The 21,793-nt window shown below is 47.6% G+C and carries 14 protein-coding genes and 1 pseudogene; 10 read left to right on the plus strand and 5 right to left on the minus strand.

Annotated features, from left to right (window positions below; translation table 11 throughout):
• The first annotated feature begins 273 nt into the window (after nt 1-273).
• Nucleotides 274-2,010: a S8 family peptidase gene (locus HNQ56_RS06605; RefSeq protein WP_429143961.1), complete on the plus strand. Its 1,737-nt coding sequence runs from the start codon at nt 274-276 to the stop codon at nt 2,008-2,010.
• Between the two features lie 31 nt (nt 2,011-2,041).
• On the opposite strand, the gene HNQ56_RS06610 is transcribed toward HNQ56_RS06605, so the two are convergent.
• The 3 genes from HNQ56_RS06610 to HNQ56_RS06620 all read right to left on the minus strand — a co-directional run bounded on the left by HNQ56_RS06610 (nt 2,042) and on the right by HNQ56_RS06620 (nt 5,080).
• Nucleotides 2,042-3,208 carry an ArsR/SmtB family transcription factor gene (locus HNQ56_RS06610; RefSeq protein ID WP_429143962.1) on the minus strand — a complete coding sequence of 389 codons (1,167 nt, stop codon included), beginning with the start codon at nt 3,206-3,208 and terminating at the stop codon, nt 2,042-2,044.
• Between the two features lie 95 nt (nt 3,209-3,303).
• The gene (locus HNQ56_RS06615; protein WP_429143963.1) at nt 3,304-4,410 is read right to left on the minus strand and encodes an MFS transporter; all 1,107 of its coding nucleotides are present in this window, start codon (nt 4,408-4,410) and stop codon (nt 3,304-3,306) included.
• A 307-nt stretch (nt 4,411-4,717) separates the two neighbouring features.
• Complete coding sequence (locus HNQ56_RS06620) at nt 4,718-5,080, minus strand: helix-turn-helix domain-containing protein (protein ID WP_429143964.1); 363 nt, start codon at nt 5,078-5,080, stop codon at nt 4,718-4,720.
• A gap of 524 nt (nt 5,081-5,604) precedes the next feature.
• Between HNQ56_RS06620 and fba the strand changes: the two genes are divergently transcribed.
• From fba to HNQ56_RS06635, 3 genes are all read left to right on the plus strand, one after another.
• The gene (gene fba / locus HNQ56_RS06625; protein ID WP_429143965.1) at nt 5,605-6,471 is read left to right on the plus strand and encodes a class II fructose-1,6-bisphosphate aldolase; all 867 of its coding nucleotides are present in this window, start codon (nt 5,605-5,607) and stop codon (nt 6,469-6,471) included.
• A gap of 387 nt (nt 6,472-6,858) precedes the next feature.
• Nucleotides 6,859-8,028: a C40 family peptidase gene (locus HNQ56_RS06630; protein WP_429143966.1), complete on the plus strand. Its 1,170-nt coding sequence runs from the start codon at nt 6,859-6,861 to the stop codon at nt 8,026-8,028.
• 268 nt (nt 8,029-8,296) lie between these two features.
• Nucleotides 8,297-9,106 (plus strand): ZIP family metal transporter, encoded by an 810-nt coding sequence (locus HNQ56_RS06635; protein WP_429143967.1) that lies wholly within the window; start codon nt 8,297-8,299, stop codon nt 9,104-9,106.
• Nucleotides 9,107-9,466: 360 nt separating this feature from the next.
• On the opposite strand, the gene HNQ56_RS06640 is transcribed toward HNQ56_RS06635, so the two are convergent.
• A complete protein-coding gene (locus HNQ56_RS06640; RefSeq protein ID WP_429144455.1) occupies nt 9,467-10,621 on the minus strand; it encodes a sodium ion-translocating decarboxylase subunit beta in 1,155 nt (384 codons plus the stop codon).
• Between the two features lie 397 nt (nt 10,622-11,018).
• Here HNQ56_RS06640 and HNQ56_RS06645 point away from each other — a divergent pair, with 397 nt between their 5' ends.
• A complete protein-coding gene (locus HNQ56_RS06645) occupies nt 11,019-13,220 on the plus strand; it encodes a sodium-translocating pyrophosphatase (RefSeq protein WP_429143968.1) in 2,202 nt (733 codons plus the stop codon).
• Between the two features lie 88 nt (nt 13,221-13,308).
• On the opposite strand, the gene HNQ56_RS06650 is transcribed toward HNQ56_RS06645, so the two are convergent.
• On the minus strand, nt 13,309-14,133 hold the full coding sequence (locus tag HNQ56_RS06650; RefSeq protein ID WP_429143969.1) for an AraC family transcriptional regulator: 825 nt from the start codon (nt 14,131-14,133) through the stop codon (nt 13,309-13,311).
• A gap of 125 nt (nt 14,134-14,258) precedes the next feature.
• Here HNQ56_RS06650 and HNQ56_RS06655 point away from each other — a divergent pair.
• From HNQ56_RS06655 to HNQ56_RS06675, 5 genes and pseudogenes are all read left to right on the plus strand, one after another.
• Nucleotides 14,259-14,426: pseudogene (locus HNQ56_RS06655) on the plus strand (DUF4964 domain-containing protein); the annotation flags it as partial.
• 21 nt (nt 14,427-14,447) lie between these two features.
• Complete coding sequence (locus HNQ56_RS06660) at nt 14,448-16,196, plus strand: glutaminase domain-containing protein (protein ID WP_429144456.1); 1,749 nt, start codon at nt 14,448-14,450, stop codon at nt 16,194-16,196.
• A gap of 178 nt (nt 16,197-16,374) precedes the next feature.
• A complete protein-coding gene (locus tag HNQ56_RS06665) occupies nt 16,375-17,568 on the plus strand; it encodes a tetratricopeptide repeat protein (RefSeq protein WP_429143970.1) in 1,194 nt (397 codons plus the stop codon).
• Between the two features lie 64 nt (nt 17,569-17,632).
• Complete coding sequence (gene hflX / locus HNQ56_RS06670) at nt 17,633-18,880, plus strand: GTPase HflX (RefSeq protein ID WP_429143971.1); 1,248 nt, start codon at nt 17,633-17,635, stop codon at nt 18,878-18,880.
• 264 nt (nt 18,881-19,144) lie between these two features.
• Nucleotides 19,145-21,520, plus strand: a complete 2,376-nt coding sequence (locus HNQ56_RS06675; protein ID WP_429143972.1) for a ribonucleoside triphosphate reductase — start codon at nt 19,145-19,147, stop codon at nt 21,518-21,520.
• The last annotated feature ends 273 nt before the right edge of the window (nt 21,521-21,793 follow it).

A 21,793-nucleotide genomic window follows, 5' to 3' on the forward strand; every position in this document is an offset into this window, starting at 1 on the left:
GCCTTTGGAGCCTGTTCATGTGCATATCATGGAGGGAGTGCCATCCGGCATTTTTATGGAGAGCTGTGCTGCTATTGCTAATATCGCAGTGATTATATTGGTATACAGTGTAAGAATAGAATATCAATTTATAAAACAAGGATATCAGAAGAAAATAAATTTTTTGATATCCTTATTTTATTGTCCTAGTGGCGTGCTGGATACATATAATTCTATTATATGAGTTAGGCTTTCTGATTTCAATAGGAAGACAGGGAGAGGAGTGGAATTATAGTGGATGACGCGAAGATTGATAATGAGTTAAATCTGGCGCTGGACGTCCCGGAAGCAGAGAGGGAGAAGGCGGTAAATCTTAACGTAGGATATACTCCGGATACGAACCGGTGGGAGTTGATTGTAAAATACACCGGCACTCTGGAGAGAGTAAGGCAAGAGCTTCAAATATCCGCGGTGGAGCTGTCCAATCAATATGCCATCATTACCATTCCTCAGTATCTCATCAGCCGGTTATCGGAGTATAGCGAGATCGAATATATAGAAAAGCCAAAACGGCTCTTCTATGAGGTCAACGAGGGGCGGACAGCCTCCTGCATCAATCCGGTTCAAACCGCCAGCAGGGGACTTTTCGGAGAAGGGGTGCTGGTGGCGGTCATTGATTCCGGCATAGACTATTCCCATCCGGATTTTCGCAATGAGGACGGAACGACGCGGATTGCCGCATTATGGGATCAGACGATATCGGGGAATCCGCCTCCGGGCTATGATGCCGGCACGGTGTACACCAGGGAACAGATTAATGAAGCCCTTCTCGTACCCATGCCCCAGAGAATGGAGATCGTGCCCAGTACGGATCTTTCCGGGCATGGAACCCATGTGGCAGGAATTGCGGCAGGCAATGGCAGAGCCAGCAACGGCCTGTACCGCGGTGTGGCTTCCAGAAGCGACCTGGTTATTGTGAAGCTGGGAGCCTCGGTGGGAGCCTCCTTTCCCCGGACCTCACAGCTGATGGAGGCTATCGACTATGTGATCAAATATGCCACGGCGGCGGGAAAGCCGGTCGCGGTCAATATCAGCTTTGGCAATAACTATGGTTCTCACACGGGAAGGACCCTGCTGGAAAGCTTCATTAACGATATTGCCATACAGTGGAGGAGCAGCATTGTCATTGGTACGGGCAATGAAGGGGCCTCCGGAAACCATGCCCAGGGAATGCTCACCATGGGAGCCAGCCAGGTAGTGGAGCTGGCAGTCAGTGAATTTGAGTTTTCTTTGAATGTACAGATATGGAAGAATTACTATGATCATTTTGAGGTAGTTATCACCGCTCCCAATGGAACCAGGGTGGGGCCTATTCCGGAGATTCTCGGGACGCAGCAATTTCGGATCGGACAGACGGAAGTGTTCCTGTTCTATGGAGAGCCGACTCCTTATAATCCTCAGCAGGAGATTTATCTGGAGCTGATTCCGACTACAAGATATATTAATTCCGGTGTATGGCGTATCGAGCTGGTTCCCCGCCGTATCATTACGGGTGATTATGATATGTGGCTGCCTGCCGGCGGAGTGAAGAACCCGGCGACCCGCTTTCTGATGCCTTCGGAATTCACCACCCTGACTATTCCCTCTACGGCAGAGCTGGCAGTCTCTGTCGGTGCTTATAATGCATATACGGACAGCTATGCGCCTTTTTCCGGCAGGGGATTTACCCGGAATCAGAGGACTAAGCCGGATCTGGTTGCTCCTGGGGTGAATATCAACTCCTGCGCACCGGGGGGCGGTTATGCCGTCCGTTCCGGCACTTCCATGGCAACGCCCTTTGTTGCAGGAAGTGCGGCCCTGCTCATGCAGTGGGGAATCGTGAACGGCAATGATCCCTATCTGTATGCAGAGAAGGTGAGAGCTTATCTGATTAACGGAGCAAGGGCATTGAGAATTGAAAATGTTTACCCCAACCGGACATTGGGATATGGGGCGTTGTGTCTGGAGAATACCTTTCGGTATATAAGCTGATAGGGAGGAATGTCCTGACGGCAGGATCGTTTCATTCTTCTCCGATCAGTACCGATCTACAATAAGACAATATATTCTCAATCGCTTGTTTATTGCCCCGGTAGTAGATCCGCATCTCTTTTTTTTCCATGATTACCAACCCCTTGGTTATCAGGGAATTCATATGATGGGAAATGGTAGCTGCCGTCAGATTAAGGTGCTTGGCAAGCTCACTTCCGTAAGCCCGCTTGTCCCTGATATAGGAAAGAATCTCGAACTTACTCTTATCACTCAAAAGCTTGAGGATCTCCAGTGCATTTAAGTCGCATTCCCGGTCTTTTAGCTGACGTGTCATCTCCAGGGTAAAATCGTTCCCGAAAAGAATCCCGATCCAGTAAATATCCGGCTGGCAGTAGGCACCGTTGGTTTCCTCCTTTAAGCGGAGAGAGATGGTATTTGGAAGGAAAATGCGTGGCTTGATGAGAAGCCCCAAGGGATTCTCATCAAGATTGACAGGGAGGCAGCTTTTCATAAACCTTTGAAAGTCTTCCCTCTGCTCCGGCGCATTCCAATAGCAGTAGAACTCCTCTGCTTCCTGCTCCAGCTCCTGGCGGTAACTTTCCAGTAGAGCTGCAGCCTTGGATACAAGGCGGACAACTTCTCCTATATGCTCCTCCCTATTGAGAAATATGTCCTGCAGGCGCCATTTTTCTTCTTTGGGAATATCCGAATTCATCAGATAACGGATTACCTCGATGGGGGAAGAAAGCTTTTCCTCCGTGTCAAAAACGATGGGATTATTGTACTCTTTTAACAGATCACCAAACTTTTCACAATATTCCTTTTCAGGGAGGGAAAGCAGCACATCCCTGATTTCATGCTGTAAATAGTGGTTTATGGCATCCCCGGAAGGAAGTTCGGGGACGGGAAGGGGGGTGCTGTAAGTATCGGTAAGCAGAACATACTTTGCAAGATAATCTGTCTCCTCCGTATGGCCAAAATAAGTAATTATTTGCGCTTCGTCCTTGATAAAAAGCTTTTTAGCCTTCTTTTCAATTCGGATCAGCAGATCAAAACGATTTCTCTGCCTATCCTTTATGGCATATTTTTTGATTAATAAATCCCTTTTCTGCGCATAGTCCTGCTCCTCTGCCAGATGCATCAGCAGGGAGAATGCTTCTGGTATATATTCTATTTCCTTCGTTACAACACACTTCATCTTACCACCGTCCTTTTACTTCCCTTTGCCTCGAGCCTGTCTTCCTGCCGCACGGCAGCGGTTATTCAAACCTGACCCTTCGGATTGCGATATAACTAAATAATAGCACACATCCGACGGCGCTGGCTATAAAAATTTGAGCGGTTGAAAAAATAACGGCAAGACTGCCTACGGCCAGAGAGGCCAGCGGCGCGGCGGCAGTGGCTCCGGCATTGAAGATGGAGCCGACTCTGGCCAGATACTCCGGTTCCCCAGGTATAGAGATACAAGCTGATGCCCACCATAACGCCGCTTCCAACAATGATTCCTCTTACCTGAAAATACTTCCTTATGATGGGATAGGTAAAGGAGCCAAGTCCCATACCCAGGGTGAGAGCGATGCTGAAGATGCTTAATAAGGTACTTCCCTGTCCCATAATCTCCACAATTAGAGGTGTCTGCAGGGAACTGATCGGTATGATAAGGGCATTGATGATTACCGCCATCATGCAGAAGTTGCAGATAACGGAGCTGTTCTTCAAGTAGATAACGCCTCCCTTCAGTGTCTCGAAATATTCTCTTGCCGGGAGCTTTCCCTTGCGCAGGTTCGTTTCCTCCAGCCTCAGGAAGCTTAAGATAAAGGCGGAACCCAAAAAGGTAACGGCATCAATGAGAATTGCGGTGTGAATGCCGAAGCTTCCGATGATGAAGCCCGCCGCTCCAAGGCCGGCCAGTTGTACCACATTGCTGATCGTGGAATTGAGTGAGGTTCCGTGAGCATAATACTTTTTTTCCAGCAGCTTCGGAATAGCGGCCATGCTTGCCGGTATACGGAAGGCTTCCGCCGTGGAGATGAACAGAGTGAAAAGCATTAATATCCATGGGTTCAGCAGATCTGCCATATAAAGAACTGCAAGCCCTGCAATTACAATTCCTCTTATGGCGTCTGTAAGTACCATGATTTTCTTTTTACTCAGCCCCTCTACCAAAGCTCCTGCAAATGGCTGCACCAGTACGGAGGGAAGCTGGTTTGCCGCAAATACAACTGCTGACCAGGAAGCACTTCCTGTAATTGCATATACCAGCCAGGTAAATGCAATGGCATCAATGGAATCTCCAAAGCGGCTGATAATATTGGAGATAATCACCTTACAATATTCCTTCTGCCGGAAAATATCCTTGTAACTAATGCGTTCTTCTGTTTGGTTTTCTACATGTTCCATTCTGCACCTCTTTCTTATTTTCCTTCGCGGGAATGGGCTGTCGAATCATGATTCCCACCCTGAAATAATTTGTGATAGCATTAGAAGTGTGTCTAATATATATATCAAGTGAATGATATCATAAAATTAAATATATGTAAATGTATAATTAGATGTAAGTCTAACAAGTGAAATTTAATTAGTTAAGGCGCGTTGCAAAAAGAATGCCGCAGAAGAACCGAGTCATATAACCCGATTCTCCCGCGGCATTCTTTTTACAATGATCATCCATATCTTCTGATCTTGTTTATTTGTTCAGAAGTAAGCTTCAGCGGTCCGTTGTGCCGGAGGTTTCATTTATTTGCTGATCCTTACAGAGATTAGCCAGATAACCCCTGGCGATATCCTTGTTTACTTCGTTCAGTTTATGGTAATAGGATAAAATCCTGCGTTCATCCTCAGTATAAGCCGGAGTTTGAGGGCGGTGCTTTGCGCTGATCTCCAATAATGCATCCGCCGACACATTATAAAACTCACAAAGCAGTTTAAAAGTCTGCAAATCCGGGAGACGAACATCATTTTCAAAATTGGACAGGACCTTGTTGCTGATGCCAATTCTTTTTGCAACAACGATCTGCATTAGCCCCATATCTTCTCTCATTTCTCGTAACTGCTGCCCCATGCTTTTCATATATAGCCTCCTCTGTCCCAATATTATAATATATTTTTCCTTCAAATTTGTAAAATCCATAAAATATACAATTTTGACTTGACAATTTCTACTATATGGAATATTATCTATATAAAGAGGAAAAACATCGTATTTGCTTCATTGCAGAATATCCATTTTCAATAAAGCATAAGAGGTTTGTGTGTTCTCCTGCAAGAGAAAGAATGACCGTCGATGCCCTATTATATCTTATGCTTTATTGAAAGCAGATGCTGTATCTGCAGAGATTGCGGCATACAAGCGGCGGAGCTTCCCCAATCCCTGCTGAATGCCGCCAAAGCCCTCACCTCCTGTCCGCCGTATTAAAACGGAAGACAGGAGGCTTTTGTTTTGCGGCATAGTGTGGAACCAAAGACTGGACTGATGCCAGGCTGTGCTATCGTTGAAGGTAACAAAAACTTTACATTAAACTGGATTATTGTTATAATGGAGCAGCGAAAGAATAAGCAATGGCAATTAAAAATATACTTAACGGAGGACATGACATGGCATTAGTATCAGCAAAAGAAATGCTTGTAAAAGCAAAGCAGGGAAAATATGCGGTAGGTCAATTTAATATCAACAATCTGGAATGGACCAAGGCGGTTCTGTTAACCGCCCAGGAGCTGCAGTCACCGGTAATTCTCGGTGTATCGGAAGGCGCCGGCAAATATATGTGCGGCTATAAGACGGTGGTAGGCATGGTAAACGGAATGCTGGAGGAGTTAAAGATTACTGTTCCGGTAGCCCTTCACCTGGATCATGGCAGCTATGACGGCGCTCTGGCATGTATCAATGCGGGCTTCTCTTCCGTAATGTTTGATGGTTCCCATTATCCGATTGCCGAAAATATAGCAAAGACAAAAGAGCTGGTAGCACTCTGTGACAGCAAGGGCATCTCCATTGAGGCCGAAGTAGGTTCCATCGGCGGTGAGGAAGACGGCGTAGTGGGAGCAGGAGAATGTGCCGATCCCGATGAGTGCAAGGCAATTGCTGATCTTGGCGTAACCATGCTGGCAGCAGGAATTGGTAATATCCATGGAAAATATCCTGCTAACTGGGCTGGCTTAAGCTTCGACACCCTGGATGCAATCCAGCAGAGAACCGGGGATATGCCTCTGGTTCTTCACGGAGGAACCGGAATTCCGGAGGATATGATTAAGAAGGCGATCTCTCTGGGTGTGGCTAAGATCAATGTAAATACCGAATGTCAGCTCTCCTTCCAGGAAGCCACACGTAAATATATTGAAGAAGGAAAGGATCTGACGGGCAAGGGATTTGATCCCCGTAAGCTGTTGGCACCCGGAACAGATGCAATTAAGGCCACGGTTAAGGCTAAGATGGAATTATTCGGTTCTGTTGGCAAGGCATAATAGGTGTATCATTGAAATACGTGCATACTTAAAATAGCTGCATGAAGAAAATGGGATATAAATAGGGCATGTTACATGGGAATATGGCTTGTTCTCTGCCGGATGGGCAGATAATAGACAAATTTTCCGGTGTGACATGCCTTTTCCGGTCTATGGTGTCTGCCCTGAACTCCCATACGGCGTATAAAAGGAAAGGAAAGAAATATTGAAATTCTACATAAATAGAATGAAATCTGATGAATAGATTTAAAAGAATAATTTGATATATGGAAAGAACCAACTGAGTTTCCAGCAGATACCACATGAATTCCTCAGAAATATGTTATATAATAAGTGCGTAACATATTTAACAATTATGTAACAATTGAACCTACATAAGGAGGAACCATGGTATCAGTACGTAAGATGGCAACATGCATACTAGTAGGAGCCCTGACCTTTGCAGCACAGAATGAAACCGCAAAAGCAACAGAGACCCCGGTTGCGGGGATTAATTTGATATTGCAGGATTATTATGCCGGATCCGAGGATTACAAGCTGGCGATGCCGGCCCTGTTGGCTGCAGTTTCAGCGAGCCAGAATATCCCGGAAGAACAGGATATAAAACTTGCATTTGCCAATGTAAACAATTATGTGAATATAAGAAGCGAAGCAAATGAAAAGAGTAAGATACTGGGCAAGCTGTACAAGGACAGTGCGGCAACCATTCTTGATGAGGAGGACGGCTGGTACCGGGTTAAGTCGGGCAGCGTCACAGGCTATATCAAAGGGGATTATCTGATAACCGGGAAAGAGGCGGAAGAATTTTCTGAAAAGACGGGAGAGACAATTGCTGCCGTAACAACCACAACCCTGCGTGTGAGGGAGAATGCCAGTATCGAATCGGCAACACTTACTCTGATTCCCATCGAAGGGGAATATAAGGTTGTCGAGGAAGCAGAGGAGTGGGTCAAAATTGTAATTGACGAGACCGTGGCAGGTTATGTCTCCAGAGAGTACGTTGAATTATCCAAGATATATGATGAAGCGATCTCAATTGAGGAGGAGCAGGCCGAGTTGGCCAAGCAGCAGGCATATAACTCCCGGACGGCTTCAGGACAGGGGAATGGCAGCAGCGGGGGCCAGTCCGGCGGATCCTCCGGCAGCACCTCGTCGGGGAACAGCAACTCCGGCAGCAGCGCAGGAAATACCACCTCTCTTCGTCAGAAAATCGTAAATTATGCCCTCAAGTTTGAAGGGAACCCCTATGTATGGGGAGGAACCAGCCTGACCAGAGGAGCGGATTGTTCCGGTTTCATTCAGTCGGTGTTTGAAGACTTCGGTATTTATGTTCCGAGGACCTCAAGAGCACAGGCATCCAGCGGAAAAAGAATCAGCATGAGCGATATCAGGCCGGGAGATCTGATTTTCTATAGGAAAAACGGCGTCATTAACCATGTTGCGCTGTATATTGGCAATGGTAAGGTTATTGGTGCGAAAAGCTCCGGAGAAGGTATCCGGATTACCCGTTATAATTACAGAACGCCTTACAAGGCGGTAAGATATGTGAATAATTAAAAAATGATGCCGATGAAAGTTGTCGGTACCCATTACATAAAGGGGAGTCTGCCGTATCCGGTGAGGAAACGGCGGACTCCTTATTTTAGCGGGACCGCAGGCGAAGCGGTCACGGAAAGCAGGATAAAATTATGTTTCGCTACTAGACAAAAACGGTGTATTTGAATTATAGTATTATAAAAGAGATGTCTTTGACACATTGATTATAATATCGGAATAAAATGAAGAAGATTGCTTCCGGTCATTTCATACTGAAGGAGGATACGATATGGATTGGTTTACAAATTTAGATCCGGTGCTGCAGGCATTGCTGGCGACTCTGTTCACCTGGTTTGTAACGGCATTAGGAGCAGCAACAGTATTTGTATTTAAGAGCATTAATAAAAAGGTATTGAACGGTATGCTGGGATTTGCCGCCGGAGTTATGATCGCTGCCAGCTTCTGGTCACTGTTAGCTCCCGCCATCGACATGGCGGAAGAAGCGGGGATGATTGCATGGGTGCCGGCTGTGGCAGGTTTTCTGGCAGGAGGGGGATTCCTGTGGTTGGTGGACGTGCTGATGCCTCATCTGCATATCGGTGAAAATGAGGAGCCGGAAGGGGTAAAGACCAGCTGGAAGAGAAGTGTTCTTCTTGTTCTGGCAATTACATTGCATAATATTCCGGAAGGGTTGGCTGTGGGTGTAGCTTTCGGAGCGGTTGCTTCTAATTTTCCTGCTGCATCCCTGGCAGGAGCGGTGGCCCTTGCCCTGGGTATCGGGTTGCAGAACTTTCCGGAGGGAGCCGCGGTATCCGTGCCCCTGCGAAGAGAGGGATTAAGCCGTTGGAAAAGCTTTGTTTACGGGCAGGCTTCGGGGATTGTGGAGCCCATGGCAGGCGTACTGGGAGCGGTAGCGGTGGTTGTCATGAAGCCGATTCTTCCCTATGCATTGTCCTTTGCTGCCGGAGCAATGATCTATGTTGTGGTAGAGGAGCTGATCCCGGAAGCGCAGCAGGAGAAGCATCATTCCAATGTGGGAACCATAGGAGCTATGCTGGGATTTGCCGTGATGATGCTGTTGGATGTAGCGTTGGGGTAGATAGAAACATGGTATCATGCCGGCAGACATGATACCGCGCCGGAGCGAAGCGCAGTAAGCATCCTGGCACGGAGTGCCGTACCATGGACGCTTGCGGACATGGTATTATAGGATGATAAAGGGCTGCTGTCCAGGACGTTATAACGTTGTAATAACGTCCTGGACAGCAGCCTCTTTTTGTCAGCTGAAATCAGCTAATTCTTATTCCGTTATTTCCCTGATTTCTTAGAACGGGAAGCGAACCTGCCCATTAAATATACGATCAGGGTCAATAAGAGGATTACAGCAAATATGGAAAGCATTCCTTTTCCCATGATTTCTAATGAATACATTAAGTTTTCCTGCATGGTAATCTCCTTTCTATTTAGCCATATTCTTCAGGATCTCAAGAACAATCTTAATAACAACACCGCCAGCCACAACGGAGCCGATCTGACCGGATACATTAGCGCTGATGGCATGCATCAAGAGGTGATTTGAAGGATCTTCTTTGAGACCCATCTTCTGAACGACGCGTGCGGACATGGGGAAGGCAGAGATACCTGCGGCACCTACCATAGGATTAATCTTGTTCTTGCGAAGGAACAGGTTCAAGAACTTGGCAAATAATACACCGCCGATGGTATCCATTACAAAGGCAACCAATCCGAGGCACATGATTAATAAAGTGTTCCTATTAACAAAAGCATCTGCTTTCATACTGAAGGAAATAGTAATACCGAGAAGCAGGGTGATCAGATTGGCCAAATTATCCTGGGCAGTTTCGGACATGGTTCCCAGGACACCGCATTCCCGGATTAAGTTACCGAACATCAGGAAGCCTACCAAAGCCACTGACTGGGGTGCAATCAGGCCGGCAATTACAGTTACAATAATGGGGAAGACAATTCGGGTCAGCTTGGTGACTGACTTGGGATTGTAATCCATGCGGATCATACGTTCCTTTTTAGTGGTTACCAGCTTAATGGCAAGAGGCTGGACAATGGGAACCAGTGCCATATAGGAATAGGCAGCTACCGCGATAGCCCCCATGTACTGGGACTGAAGAATCTGGGATACCAGAATCGAGGTAGGGCCGTCAGCCGCACCGATGATACCGATGGAAGCTGCGTCCGGCAGACTAAATCCAAGCAGGACCGCCAGAGATATGGTAAAGAAGATACCGAACTGGGCTGCCGCACCAAACAGGAACATCTTAGGGTTGGAAAGCAGCGGACCAAAGTCGATCATAGCACCGATACCGATAAACAGCAAGATGGGCAGAGCCTCTGATGCTTCGATTCCAGTGTGAAACAGCCACTCGATAATACCGGGAACCTCGCCGACCACGTCCATGGTCTGGTTCAGAACTCCGGAAAGGGGAAGGTTTACTAAAATTGCACCAAATCCCATTGGCAGAAGCAGTGAAGGCTCAAAACCCTTCTCGATGGCCAGATAGATCAAAATAGCGCCAACCAGATACATTACACACTGCTGCCAAGTAATTGCCATAATACCTGACAATAAGAACTCCATAAAAAAATCCTCCTTAGCATAATTAGTCATCCCTCCGGTGTACATCATGGCAAAAACAGACGCGATAACCGCATACAATTTATTTGCCGCCATCTGATTTACGGAAAATGACGAGTTTACGAAATTGGTTTTATTGTAGCTCATTTCTGCTATGCATGTCAATGCAATTTCGAAAGATTATGGTTGATTTTATCCATTCATTTGCATGATATCTTCTTATAAAGTAATATTAACGAAAGTAATTAAAAGGGCGCTGTCAGTATAAATAAAAAATGCGGAGGGCCAATGTGCAATATCAACAAATAAATGGGTATTTTATGTAAAAAATAATTAAGGATTATACATTATGACGTAAATATGCAATTGGATACTTTTCTATTGCACAGGATGTATAAACGTGATAGTATTTGAAGCAAAGCGAATCTTTTTCGCTGGCCAGCCGGGAGCGGGCCTGCTCGGACGCTCCGGCAATAAAGAAAGGGAGATGAACATTTTGAAGTTAGGTCTTACGTTTTTCCAAATTGTTTCAATTGTTATTGCAATTCTCTCATTTGGCTCCGCATGGTGGCTTTATAAATGGGTAGAAAAGCAGCCTTCCTCCAATAAGCGTATTGCAGAGGTCAGTAAACTGATCCGCAATGGAGCTTACACATTCCTGAATAAGGAGTACAGGACTCTGGCAAAGTTTTGCGGCGCTGCAGCAGTGATTCTCTTTGTTTTCCTGCCGCATCCCATCTGGAAAGGAGATATTATCGGTAACCTGCTTATGGCGGTTTCCTATATCTTCGGTACGGTATTCTCCGGAATTGCAGGCGTAATCGGCATCAGCATTGCAACCATAGCCAATGTGAAGGCAGCCGAGATGGCAACCAAGGGAATTAAGCCCTCCTTTATGTCTGGCTTCCGCGGCGGTGCCGTTATGGGTATGGCAGTGGTTGGTTCCAGCTTGCTGGGAGTTACCCTGGTGCTTCTTCTGACCGGTGATACTACGGCGCTCTTAGGCTTCAGCTTCGGCGCCAGCTCCATGGCTCTGTTTGCAAAGGCAGGCGGCGGCATCTTCACGAAGACGGCTGATATCAGTGCCGATCTCTGCGGTAAGGTGGAATTGGGTATTCCTGAGGATGATCCGAGAAATCCCGCGGTAATCGCGGACAATGTAGGCGATAATGTAGGTGACGTGGCCGGTATGGGTGCCGACCTCTTCGACTCCAATGTGGCCTCCATGGCAGCAGCGCTGGTTATGGCAGTTGCTCTTGATAAAACAGCCGGCGGCACAGGCAATGCAGCAATGGTGTTCTGTTATGCGGCGATTGGTTTGTTTGCCTCCATGATCGGTGTTCTGACGGCCAAAATGAAAGAGGATGGGGACCCGACCAGGGCATTGAATTCTAATACATATGTTACTACAGTGATTTTTGGCCTGCTGACGGCTCTTGCCACCTGGGCGTTTGATTTTGAGTGGCGCATCTGGGGAGCCAGTGCCATCGGCCTGGTGGTAGGCGTGGTCATTGGTCTGGCCAGCGATTACTTTACCGATGATAAGAAGAAACCGGTTCATGAAGTGGCGAAGGCCTGTGAGTCCGGCCCGGCCTTCACAATCCTGTCCGGTGTTTCCTATGGTTTAATGAGCGCCCTGCCTTCCATGGTAGGTATCGGTGTATCCGCCCTGGCGGCATATAAGATCTGTGAACCTCTTGGAGAGGGCTATCCGATGTTCGGTATTTCCATGGCGGCAGTTGGTATGTTGTCCATCGTCGGCATGATTATCTCCAATGATGCCTATGGTCCTATTGTTGATAATGCCCGCGGTCTGGTGGAAATGGGTAATCTGGGAGAAAAGGCTCTTGAGATCACTGATTCCCTGGACAGTGCCGGCAATACGGTGAAGGCGGTTACCAAGGGCTTTGCAATCGGCGCTGCCGGTCTTACCGTTATCTCCTTATTGGGAGCGTTTATGAGTGAGGTTAATACGGCGGCGGTAGATCTGGGGATTGTGAAAGAGGGTATCCAGTATCTTCAAGGCTTTGATATTATTGACCCCGTTGTATTCTTTGGTTTATTGTTCGGAGCAGCAATCCCTGCAGTATTCTCAGCGATGCTCATGCTGGGTGTTGACCGCAACGCACAGCGTATGGTTGCCGAGATCCATCGTCAGTTCAAAGAGATTATCGGCCTGAAGGAAGGCAAGGAAGGCGTTGTTCCGGAATACGACAAATGTATTGAAATTGCCACCACTGGAGCAATTAAGGAGCTGATTCCGGCAGGACTGATGACCATTATTTCTACTCTGCTGGTAGGGTTTATCGGCGGTGTGCAGGCGATTGGCGGATTTATTACAGGAAATATTATCAGCGGCCTGCTCTTTGCATTGTTTATGTCCAATGCCGGCGGTCTGTGGGATAATACCAAGAAGTACATTGAAGCAGGGAATAACGGCGGTAAGAATTCAGACGCTCATAAGGCCGGTGTTGTTGGTGACACGGTAGGTGATCCTTTCAAGGATACGGCCGGTCCTTCTATCAATACACAGATTACGGTAGTATCGCTGGTGGCCTCATTGACAGCCACGATTTTCCTTACCTTTTCACTCTTTGGTTAATAATTAGGAATCAATGCGGCCCTTCTTTGGCAGCCGGAATACCGGATATCTGCCGAAGGAGGGCCGTCTTTTTATGGAATAAACCGTTCTATTGGTTCTGCTTCCGGTATTTCAGCGGGGAGATTCCGATTTTATCCTTGAAAAGGTTGGAGAAATAGTGTTCGTCATAAAAATTCAGATCTGCGGATATCTCCCGGATGCTTTTGTTGGAATTAAGGAGCAGCAGCTTGGCCAGCTCCATCCTCTGGCTGATCAGATATTGATATGGGGTGACACCGAAAGCCTTCTTAAATATGCGAATCGTCTGGGAAGGGGAGTGATAGATCTGGTCGCACAAATCCTTTAATTCCACCCGGGTACAAATGTTTTTATCCAAATATTCCTTCAGAACCCTGGCATCCCCGGAATAGGCAAAGGGCTCCCTGTGCACATGGGGATAAAGGGTCAGTATTAATTGGAAAAAGAGCCGGGAGGCCTCATCGGAAAAGGCGGGATTGTAATTTCCCGCTTGTCTGGCGGCATGGAGCAGATCATGAAACAGGGCGGATACAGGTACATTCTCCATGTGGTTGATATGAGTAAGGCGATAGAGATGGATCAGGCTGTCGATGAGGGGACCGCTTGCATTAAACCATATCTTTGTCCAAGGGTTTGACTTGTCCGAGTAATAGAGATGCTCCGATCCGCGGTGGAGGATATAGGCATCGCCCTTTCTGGCCGTAAACTTTCTTCCGTCCGTAATTACGGTGCCTTCCCCTTCCAGCACATATTCAAATACATAGATAGGGCTGTTCTTTCTGGAAATGCGATAGCTTTCATCACAATAGGAGATACCTGCCATTTCTATGAAGAAGGGGAGTTCCTCCCGGCGGGTTTCATTCAAAAAGCTTATGATCTCTTCCTTCATGCTCATAATCCTCACTTTTGAATTGATTTTATGCATGGATTTTATAGATTATAACATTATAATATAAATATGTCCATGGACTAGGAAGAAGCAGCGCAATTATTTTAATATGAGAAAACAAGGAGAAGAATAAGATGAGCTTACGTTATCCAGCAGTTCCATTAATCACAGTTGATCCGTATTTTAGTATATGGTCAATGAGCAATCAGCTGAATGCCGATGTAACCAGGCATTGGACAGGAAAGCAGCACCGGCTTACGGGTATCCTGGAAATTGATGATATCCCGTACTGCTTTATGGGACTTTCCGAGGCGATATCCATGAAGCAGGAGAGTGTCAAGGTAGAGGCTGTTTCTACGGAATATGTGTTCACAGCAAAGGAGGTAACTCTGAAGGTTTGTTTTATGACACCGCTGCTGCTGGAGGAACCGTCCGTCTGCGCCCGTCCGGTCACTTATCTGTCAATGGAGCTTCATTCTAAGGAGGAAGAGAAACACCGTTATAAGATCCGGATTCTCGCCGATGATGAGATTTGCCTGGATGAAAAAGGCCAGTGGGATACGGAATTTTCCTATGGGGAGGAAGGAGAATTTACCTGGGGAAGAGTCGGAAGCGTGCCGCAGAAGCTCCTGAACAAATCAGGGGATGATCTTCGTATTGATTGGGGCTATCTCTATTTGGCCGCACAGAAGGACCCTGCCGTCCGGGCGGTTATTGACCGGCAGCCGTCTTTAGAGGAGATCAGCACCGTGAGCGGAAGGCTGCAGCTTGTGATGGAATTTGAAGAAGCTGCAAAGGCCCGGGCTCTGATTGCAATTGCATATGACGATGTTAAATCCATGGAGTATTTTGGGCAGGCTCTGGATGCTTATTGGAAGGACGGGAAGACCCCGGACATTCTGACGGCAATTACCCTGGCCTTCCGGGAGTATCCTCAGCTGTCCGCCCGTTGCAGGGAATTCTCCAGGGATCTTGATGCCCGGGCCTGTGCCTGCGGCGGTGAGGAGTATGCGAAGCTGCTCGCCCTGGCATACCGTCAGTCTGTAGCGGCTCATAAAATCTGCAGGGGTACGGAAGGAAATATGCTTTTTATCTCCAAGGAGTGCTTCAGTAACGGATGCGCGGCCACCGTTGATGTGAGCTATCCCTCCGTTCCGCTGTATCTCCTTTATAATGCAGAGTTTGTTAAGGGAATGCTTCGGCCGATCTTCCAATATGCTTCCTCACCCAAGTGGCCTTTTGCCTTTGCGCCTCATGATGCAGGCCAGTACCCGCTGGTTAACGGACAGGTATACGGGGATAATAAGATGGAATACCAGATGCCTGTGGAAGAGTGCGGGAATATGCTGATTATGACAACTGCCCTGTGCCTGGCGCAGAAGGACATCAGCTATGCGGCGGAAAATTGGGAGCTGCTTAGGAAATGGTCTGAATATCTCAGGGAAACCGGTATGGATCCGGAGAACCAGCTCTGCACCGACGATTTTGCCGGTCACCTGGCCCATAACTGTAACCTTTCCATAAAGGCGATCATGGGAATCACAGGCTTTTCCATCCTCTGTCACATGAAAGGCGATGAGGAGGAGGCAAGGGTATATCATGAAACAGCCAAGGCGATGGCAAAGCGCTGGATCACAATGGCTGCCAGGGAGGATGGCACCTATCGGCTGGCCTTCGACCGGGAAGACAGCTTTAGTATGAAGTATAATCTGGTTTGGGATAAGGTATGGGGAACGCGAATGTTTGATATGGCGGACTTTGACCAGGAGCTTTCCTCCTATCTTAAGCGGTCCAACCAGTTCGGAATGCCTCTGGATAACCGGGCGGACTATACCAAATCCGATTGGCTGGTATGGTGTGCGACCCTGATGGACACAAAGGAGGATTTTGAGAAAATGGTAGCTCCGCTCTATGCTGCTTATGATAACTCTCCTTCCCGGGTTCCGATGACGGACTGGTATGATACCAAGACAGCCAGGATGATCGGATTCCAGAACCGTACCGTACAGGGCGGGCTTTTCATGCGAGTACTCCTTGATGCGGGAATCTGCCGTGCAGATTGCAGATAAGTCTGTGATTCTTTATTGTTTTTTTGGGAATAGTAAGGTATAATGTCGATAGACATTATACCTTAGTTGTATGCTTCTATGGTATGCGTCATTTCGTGATGATTATGCGCATTATGCTACGCCTCGCCGCTTAGTCAGCACAAAGGATTACATGATATGCGAACCACGGAGGTGGAGGATGAAGAGGAAGCTTCTTTCTATAGGATTATCTCTTATATTGGTGCTTATATTTTCCGGATGCGGTTCATCCGGGGACCTTTATCGGAATGGAAAGAAGAGCTTTGAAAGCGGGAATTATGAGGATGCGCTCTCCTATTTTACCGCAGCAAAGGAGAAGAAGCCCGGCAGGGCTGATTATTACATAGACGGCGGCATGGCTTTGATCAAGCTGGGACGGTATGAAGAGGCTTTGGCTGAATTTGATAAGGCATATGTTAATAAGGATATCATTATCGTGAACCGGAATAACAAGAGAATACACCGGGGAAAAGGGATTGCCTATTATTTTATGCTGGAATACGGCAAGGCAATGGAGGAGTTTCGAAAGGCTCTTGAGATCAATGAATTATCGAAGATGGATATGGATATATTGTATTATGTCGGAAGCTCTCTCATGGCCCTTGGCTCCTATGAGGAAGCGATACAGAACTATACGGATTTGATCAAGCTGGACGCGAAGAGTGCCAATGCTTACAGCAGCCGGGCTTTGTGCTATGGTTTTTTAGGGGATGCCGATAAGAGCAGGGCGGATTATGATGAGGCAATCCGGCTGGAGCCGGGCAATTATGCCCATTACCTTGGGAAGTATTATCTTCTTATGGAAAACGGTGAGGAGCAAGCCGCGGCAGAGGTGCTGAAGACGGCCTCTGCAATTGAAGTGAAGACCAGCGCCGACGGGTATAATCTGGCGAAGATTCATTTCTACCAGGGGGATTACGAGCTGTCGCTGTCTGAGTTCAGTGAGGGCTTCAAAAATGGCTTTAAGGAAGCGTATTACTATATCGGAGAGATTTACCGTATTCAAAAGGATTATCCGAAGGCCATTTATTACTATGATATTTTTATAAAGGACGGCGGGGCCGCAGTACCGGGCGCTTATAATCAGCTCGCCGCCTGCTATATTAAAACGGGTGAGTATGCCAGTGCCCTTCAGTGCTTGGAGCAGGGAATTGCCCTTAACCAGGCGGGATCGATGCAGATTTTAATGAAGAATCTGATTGTTGCCTATGAGTACCTGGGCAGATTTGAGGATGCCGGAAAGAATCTGAACTGGTATCTCAGCCTGTATCCGGGGGATGAAGAGGCTGCAAGGGAAGCGCGGTTCCTGGAGACAAGGCGGATGGAAGCAGTGATCGAAAACGGAGCGGAATAGGCTCTGCAAATGTTGAGACTGGGGCGCGTGGTTTGCTGGCCGTGAGAAAGGTTAGGGTGTTATAGTGGCAGAACTATATGAGATAAAGGAGCAGGAGGAGCGCCTGATATTGGTGGGAGTATCCTCCTCGGAGCGGGATGATATTGTCCAGTCCCTGGACGAGCTGGAGGAGCTGATCGCTACGGCGGGGGCGGCTGCCGCGGGAAGAATCATACAGAACCGGGAAAGCATTCACCCGGGCACCTATATTGGAAAAGGCAAGATAGAGGAGGTCCGGGAGCTGGTGATGGAGACCGGAGCCACCGGAGTGGTCTGCGATGACGAACTCACGCCGGTCCAGTTTAAGAATCTGGAGGATGCCCTTCAAATGAAGGTGTTGGACCGGACGGTAATTATATTGGATATTTTTGCAAAGCGGGCTTCTACGAAGGAAGGTAAGATACAGGTGGAGCTGGCCCAGCTGCGGTATCGGTCCACCAGGCTGATCGGCCTTCGGAATTCCCTGTCCAGACTGGGAGGAGGCATCGGCACCAGAGGACCCGGCGAGAAGAAGCTGGAGATGGACCGCCGTATTATCAAGGAGAGAATAACGCTGCTGAAGCGGGAGCTGGAGGATGTGAAGCAGAGCAGGGAGACCCTGAGAGGGCTTCGCAGTAAGAACCGGATTCCCGTTGCGGCCATTGTGGGCTATACCAACGCAGGCAAATCCACCCTGCTGAATCATCTTACCAATGCCGGAGTTCTGGAAGAGGATAAGCTCTTTGCCACTCTGGATCCGACCACAAGAATCCTTGCCCTGGAAAGCGGGCAGCAGCTTCTGCTTACGGATACCGTGGGTTTTATCCGCAAGCTTCCTCATCACCTGATTGAGGCGTTCCGAAGTACCCTGGAGGAATCCAGATATGCGGATATTTTAATTCATGTGGTGGACAGCTCCAACCCGGATGCGGACCGGCAGATGCATATCGTATATGATACCCTGAACCGGTTGGGAATTCAGGATAAGGTTATCATTACGGCTTTTAACAAGCAGGATAAGCCGGAGGCCGAGGCGGTGATCAAGGATTTTAAGGCGGATCATACGGTCAGAATCTCAGCAAAGACCGGCGAGGGGCTGGAACAGCTGCTGCAGCTGCTGGAAAGGGTATTAAATGAGCGCAAGGTATTGCTGGAGAAGGTGTTCTCCTACCAGGACGCAGGTAAGATCCAGACGGTCAGAAAATACGGGCAGCTATTGGAGGAGGAGTACCAGCAGGACGGAATCTATATAAAGGCATATGTCCCGAAGGACATTCATCAAAGCCTGGTATAAAGGGTGTCAGGCACCTGGGTATAAATTACTAATAAAATACTAGATATAGTGTGATGAAGAAAAAAGTCGCATATATCTAGTATTTTATTGTTGACGAACATGGTTCTTTCTGGTAATATAAGATATGATAACAACGGCACCTGTGTGGTACACCGTGATTACAGCTTACGGCAAAAAGCGGCAATGCTTGCGCCGTCGGCCGGATTACAGCCGGGCGTGTTCTTGCGATAAGTAATAGGGAAAATGGGAAGGAGAAGGTCACAGATGATTAATGTAATTAAGAGAGATGGGCAGGTTGTAGAATTTGATCTGAAGAAAATCAGTGAAGCGATTACCAAGGCTTTTAAAGCTACGGAGAAGGTATATAATGATGAGATTATCAGCTTGCTTGCGCTTCGTGTAACCTCTGATTTTCAGAGAAAGATAAAAGAGGAAACCATACATGTGGAAGATATTCAGGACAGTGTGGAACATGTACTAGAGCAGACCGGCTATACCGATGTTGCCAAGGCCTACATCCTATACCGTAAAAATAGAGAAAAGATCCGTAATATGAAGTCCACGATTCTGGACTACAAGGAGATAGTGAACAATTATGTGAACGAAGAGGACTGGCGTGTTAAGGAGAACTCCACTGTTACCTATTCCGTCGGCGGTCTTATATTGCATAACTCCGGCGCCATCACGGCAAATTACTGGTTATCGGAAGTTTATGACGAGGAGATTGCCAATGCCCACCGCAACGGGGATATCCATTTGCATGATTTATCCATGCTGACCGGCTATTGTGCCGGCTGGTCCCTGAAGCAGCTGATTAAAGAAGGACTTGGCGGAATCCCCGGTAAGATTACCTCCTCCCCGGCCAGCCATCTATCCACCCTGTGCAACCAGATGGTGAATTTCCTGGGAATCATGCAGAATGAATGGGCAGGAGCCCAGGCATTTTCCTCCTTTGACACCTACCTGGCTCCCTTTGTTAAGATTGACAATCTGACCTATAAAGAAGTAAAGCAATGCATCCAATCCTTTGTCTACGGGGTAAACACACCGAGCCGCTGGGGAACCCAGGCTCCCTTCTCTAACATTACCCTGGACTGGACCGTTCCGGCTGACCTTGCGGAGCTGCCCTGTATTGTGGGCGGTAAGGAAGTGGATTTCAAGTTCAAGGACTGTAAGAAGGAAATGGATATGGTGAACAAGGCCTTCATTGAAATTATGATTGAAGGGGATGCAAACGGAAGAGGCTTCCAGTATCCGATTCCCACCTATTCCATCACAAAGGATTTTGACTGGTCTGATACGGAAAATAACCGTCTGTTATTTGAAATGACCGCCAAATACGGAACGCCTTATTTCTCGAATTATATCAACAGTGACATGGAGCCCAGTGATGTTCGATCCATGTGCTGCCGTTTGCGTCTGGATCTGAGAGAGCTGCGCAAGAAGACCGGCGGCTTCTTCGGCTCGGGAGAGAGCACGGGATCCGTGGGAGTTGTGACCATCAATATGCCGCGAATTGCATATCTGGCTGCTGATGAGAAGGATTTCTTCGCACGCCTTGACCGCATGATGGATCTGTCGGCACGTTCCCTGAAGGTGAAGAGAAATATCATCACCAAGCTTCTGGACGAGGGACTGTACCCCTATACCAAGAGGTATCTGGGCAGCTTTGATAACCATTTCTCAACCATCGGCCTGATCGGTATGAATGAAGTAGGCCTCAATGCAAAATGGCTTGGGGAAGATATGACCCATGATAAAACGAAGCAGTTTACCATCAGGACTTTGAATCATATGAGGGAGCGTCTGTCCGATTACCAGGAGAAATACGGCGATCTCTATAATCTGGAAGCGACGCCTGCGGAATCCACGACCTATCGTCTGGCGAAGAACGACAGGAAGCGCTGGTCCGATATCATAACGGCCGGGAATCCGGGAGATACCCCGTATTATACCAACAGCTCCCATCTTCCGGTAGGATATACCCAGGACGTTTTTGAGGCTCTGGATATTCAGGATGAATTGCAGACCCTGTATACCTCCGGAACAGTTTTCCATGCATTTCTGGGTGAGAAGCTTCCGGATTGGGAAGCGGCAGCCAAGCTGGTGAGAACCATTGCGAATAACTATAAATTACCTTATTATACCATGTCCCCTACTTATTCTGTATGTAAGACCCACGGTTATCTCCCGGGGGAGCAATTCACCTGTCCCCATTGCGGAGAAAGAGCGGAGGTCTACAGCCGGATCACCGGCTATTACCGTCCCGTACAGAACTGGAACGAGGGTAAGGCCCAGGAGTATAAGAACCGTAAGATCTATGATGTTCAGCATTCCAGAAAGATGAATCTGCTGCGGAGTGCTTCCCCTGTGACAGCAGCTAGGGACAGCGGATCGATGGAGGATGGTCTCTATCTGTTTACGACCCGAACCTGCCCCAATTGCCATATCGCCAAAGAGTACCTGAAGGATATGAACTTTGCGGTTGTGGATGCTCAGGAGAATGTGGAGCTGGCCCAGGAATACGGCATTATGCAGGCCCCCACCCTGGTTGAGGTAAAGGACGGTACGTTTAGAAAATTTGTAAATGCCTCTAATATTAAAGGGTTTGTAGAAGAGCAGATGGTTCGTTTATCGTAGAATATATTGCAGAGTTCCCATGTGTGCTTTTTATCGGAAGTTTGTAATGCAACTTCCAATAATGTGTATATCGTCGACAGCAGAAAGATCACAGAGTGCCCGTATTTTGGATGCGGGCACTCTGTGATTCTGTCTCTGTATCGCGTAAAATTATGCATTGCCTTGACCAACTATATACGGTATAATGTCCAAGATGAGCAGATTAGTCCATGTGCCTTAGGGCATTGATCAAGCTTGCTTGAATCAATGCCCTAAGGCACATGGATAAGTGCA

Source organism: Anaerotaenia torta (assembly GCF_050433395.1).
GTDB lineage: Bacteria > Bacillota > Clostridia > Lachnospirales > Lachnospiraceae > Mobilitalea > Mobilitalea torta.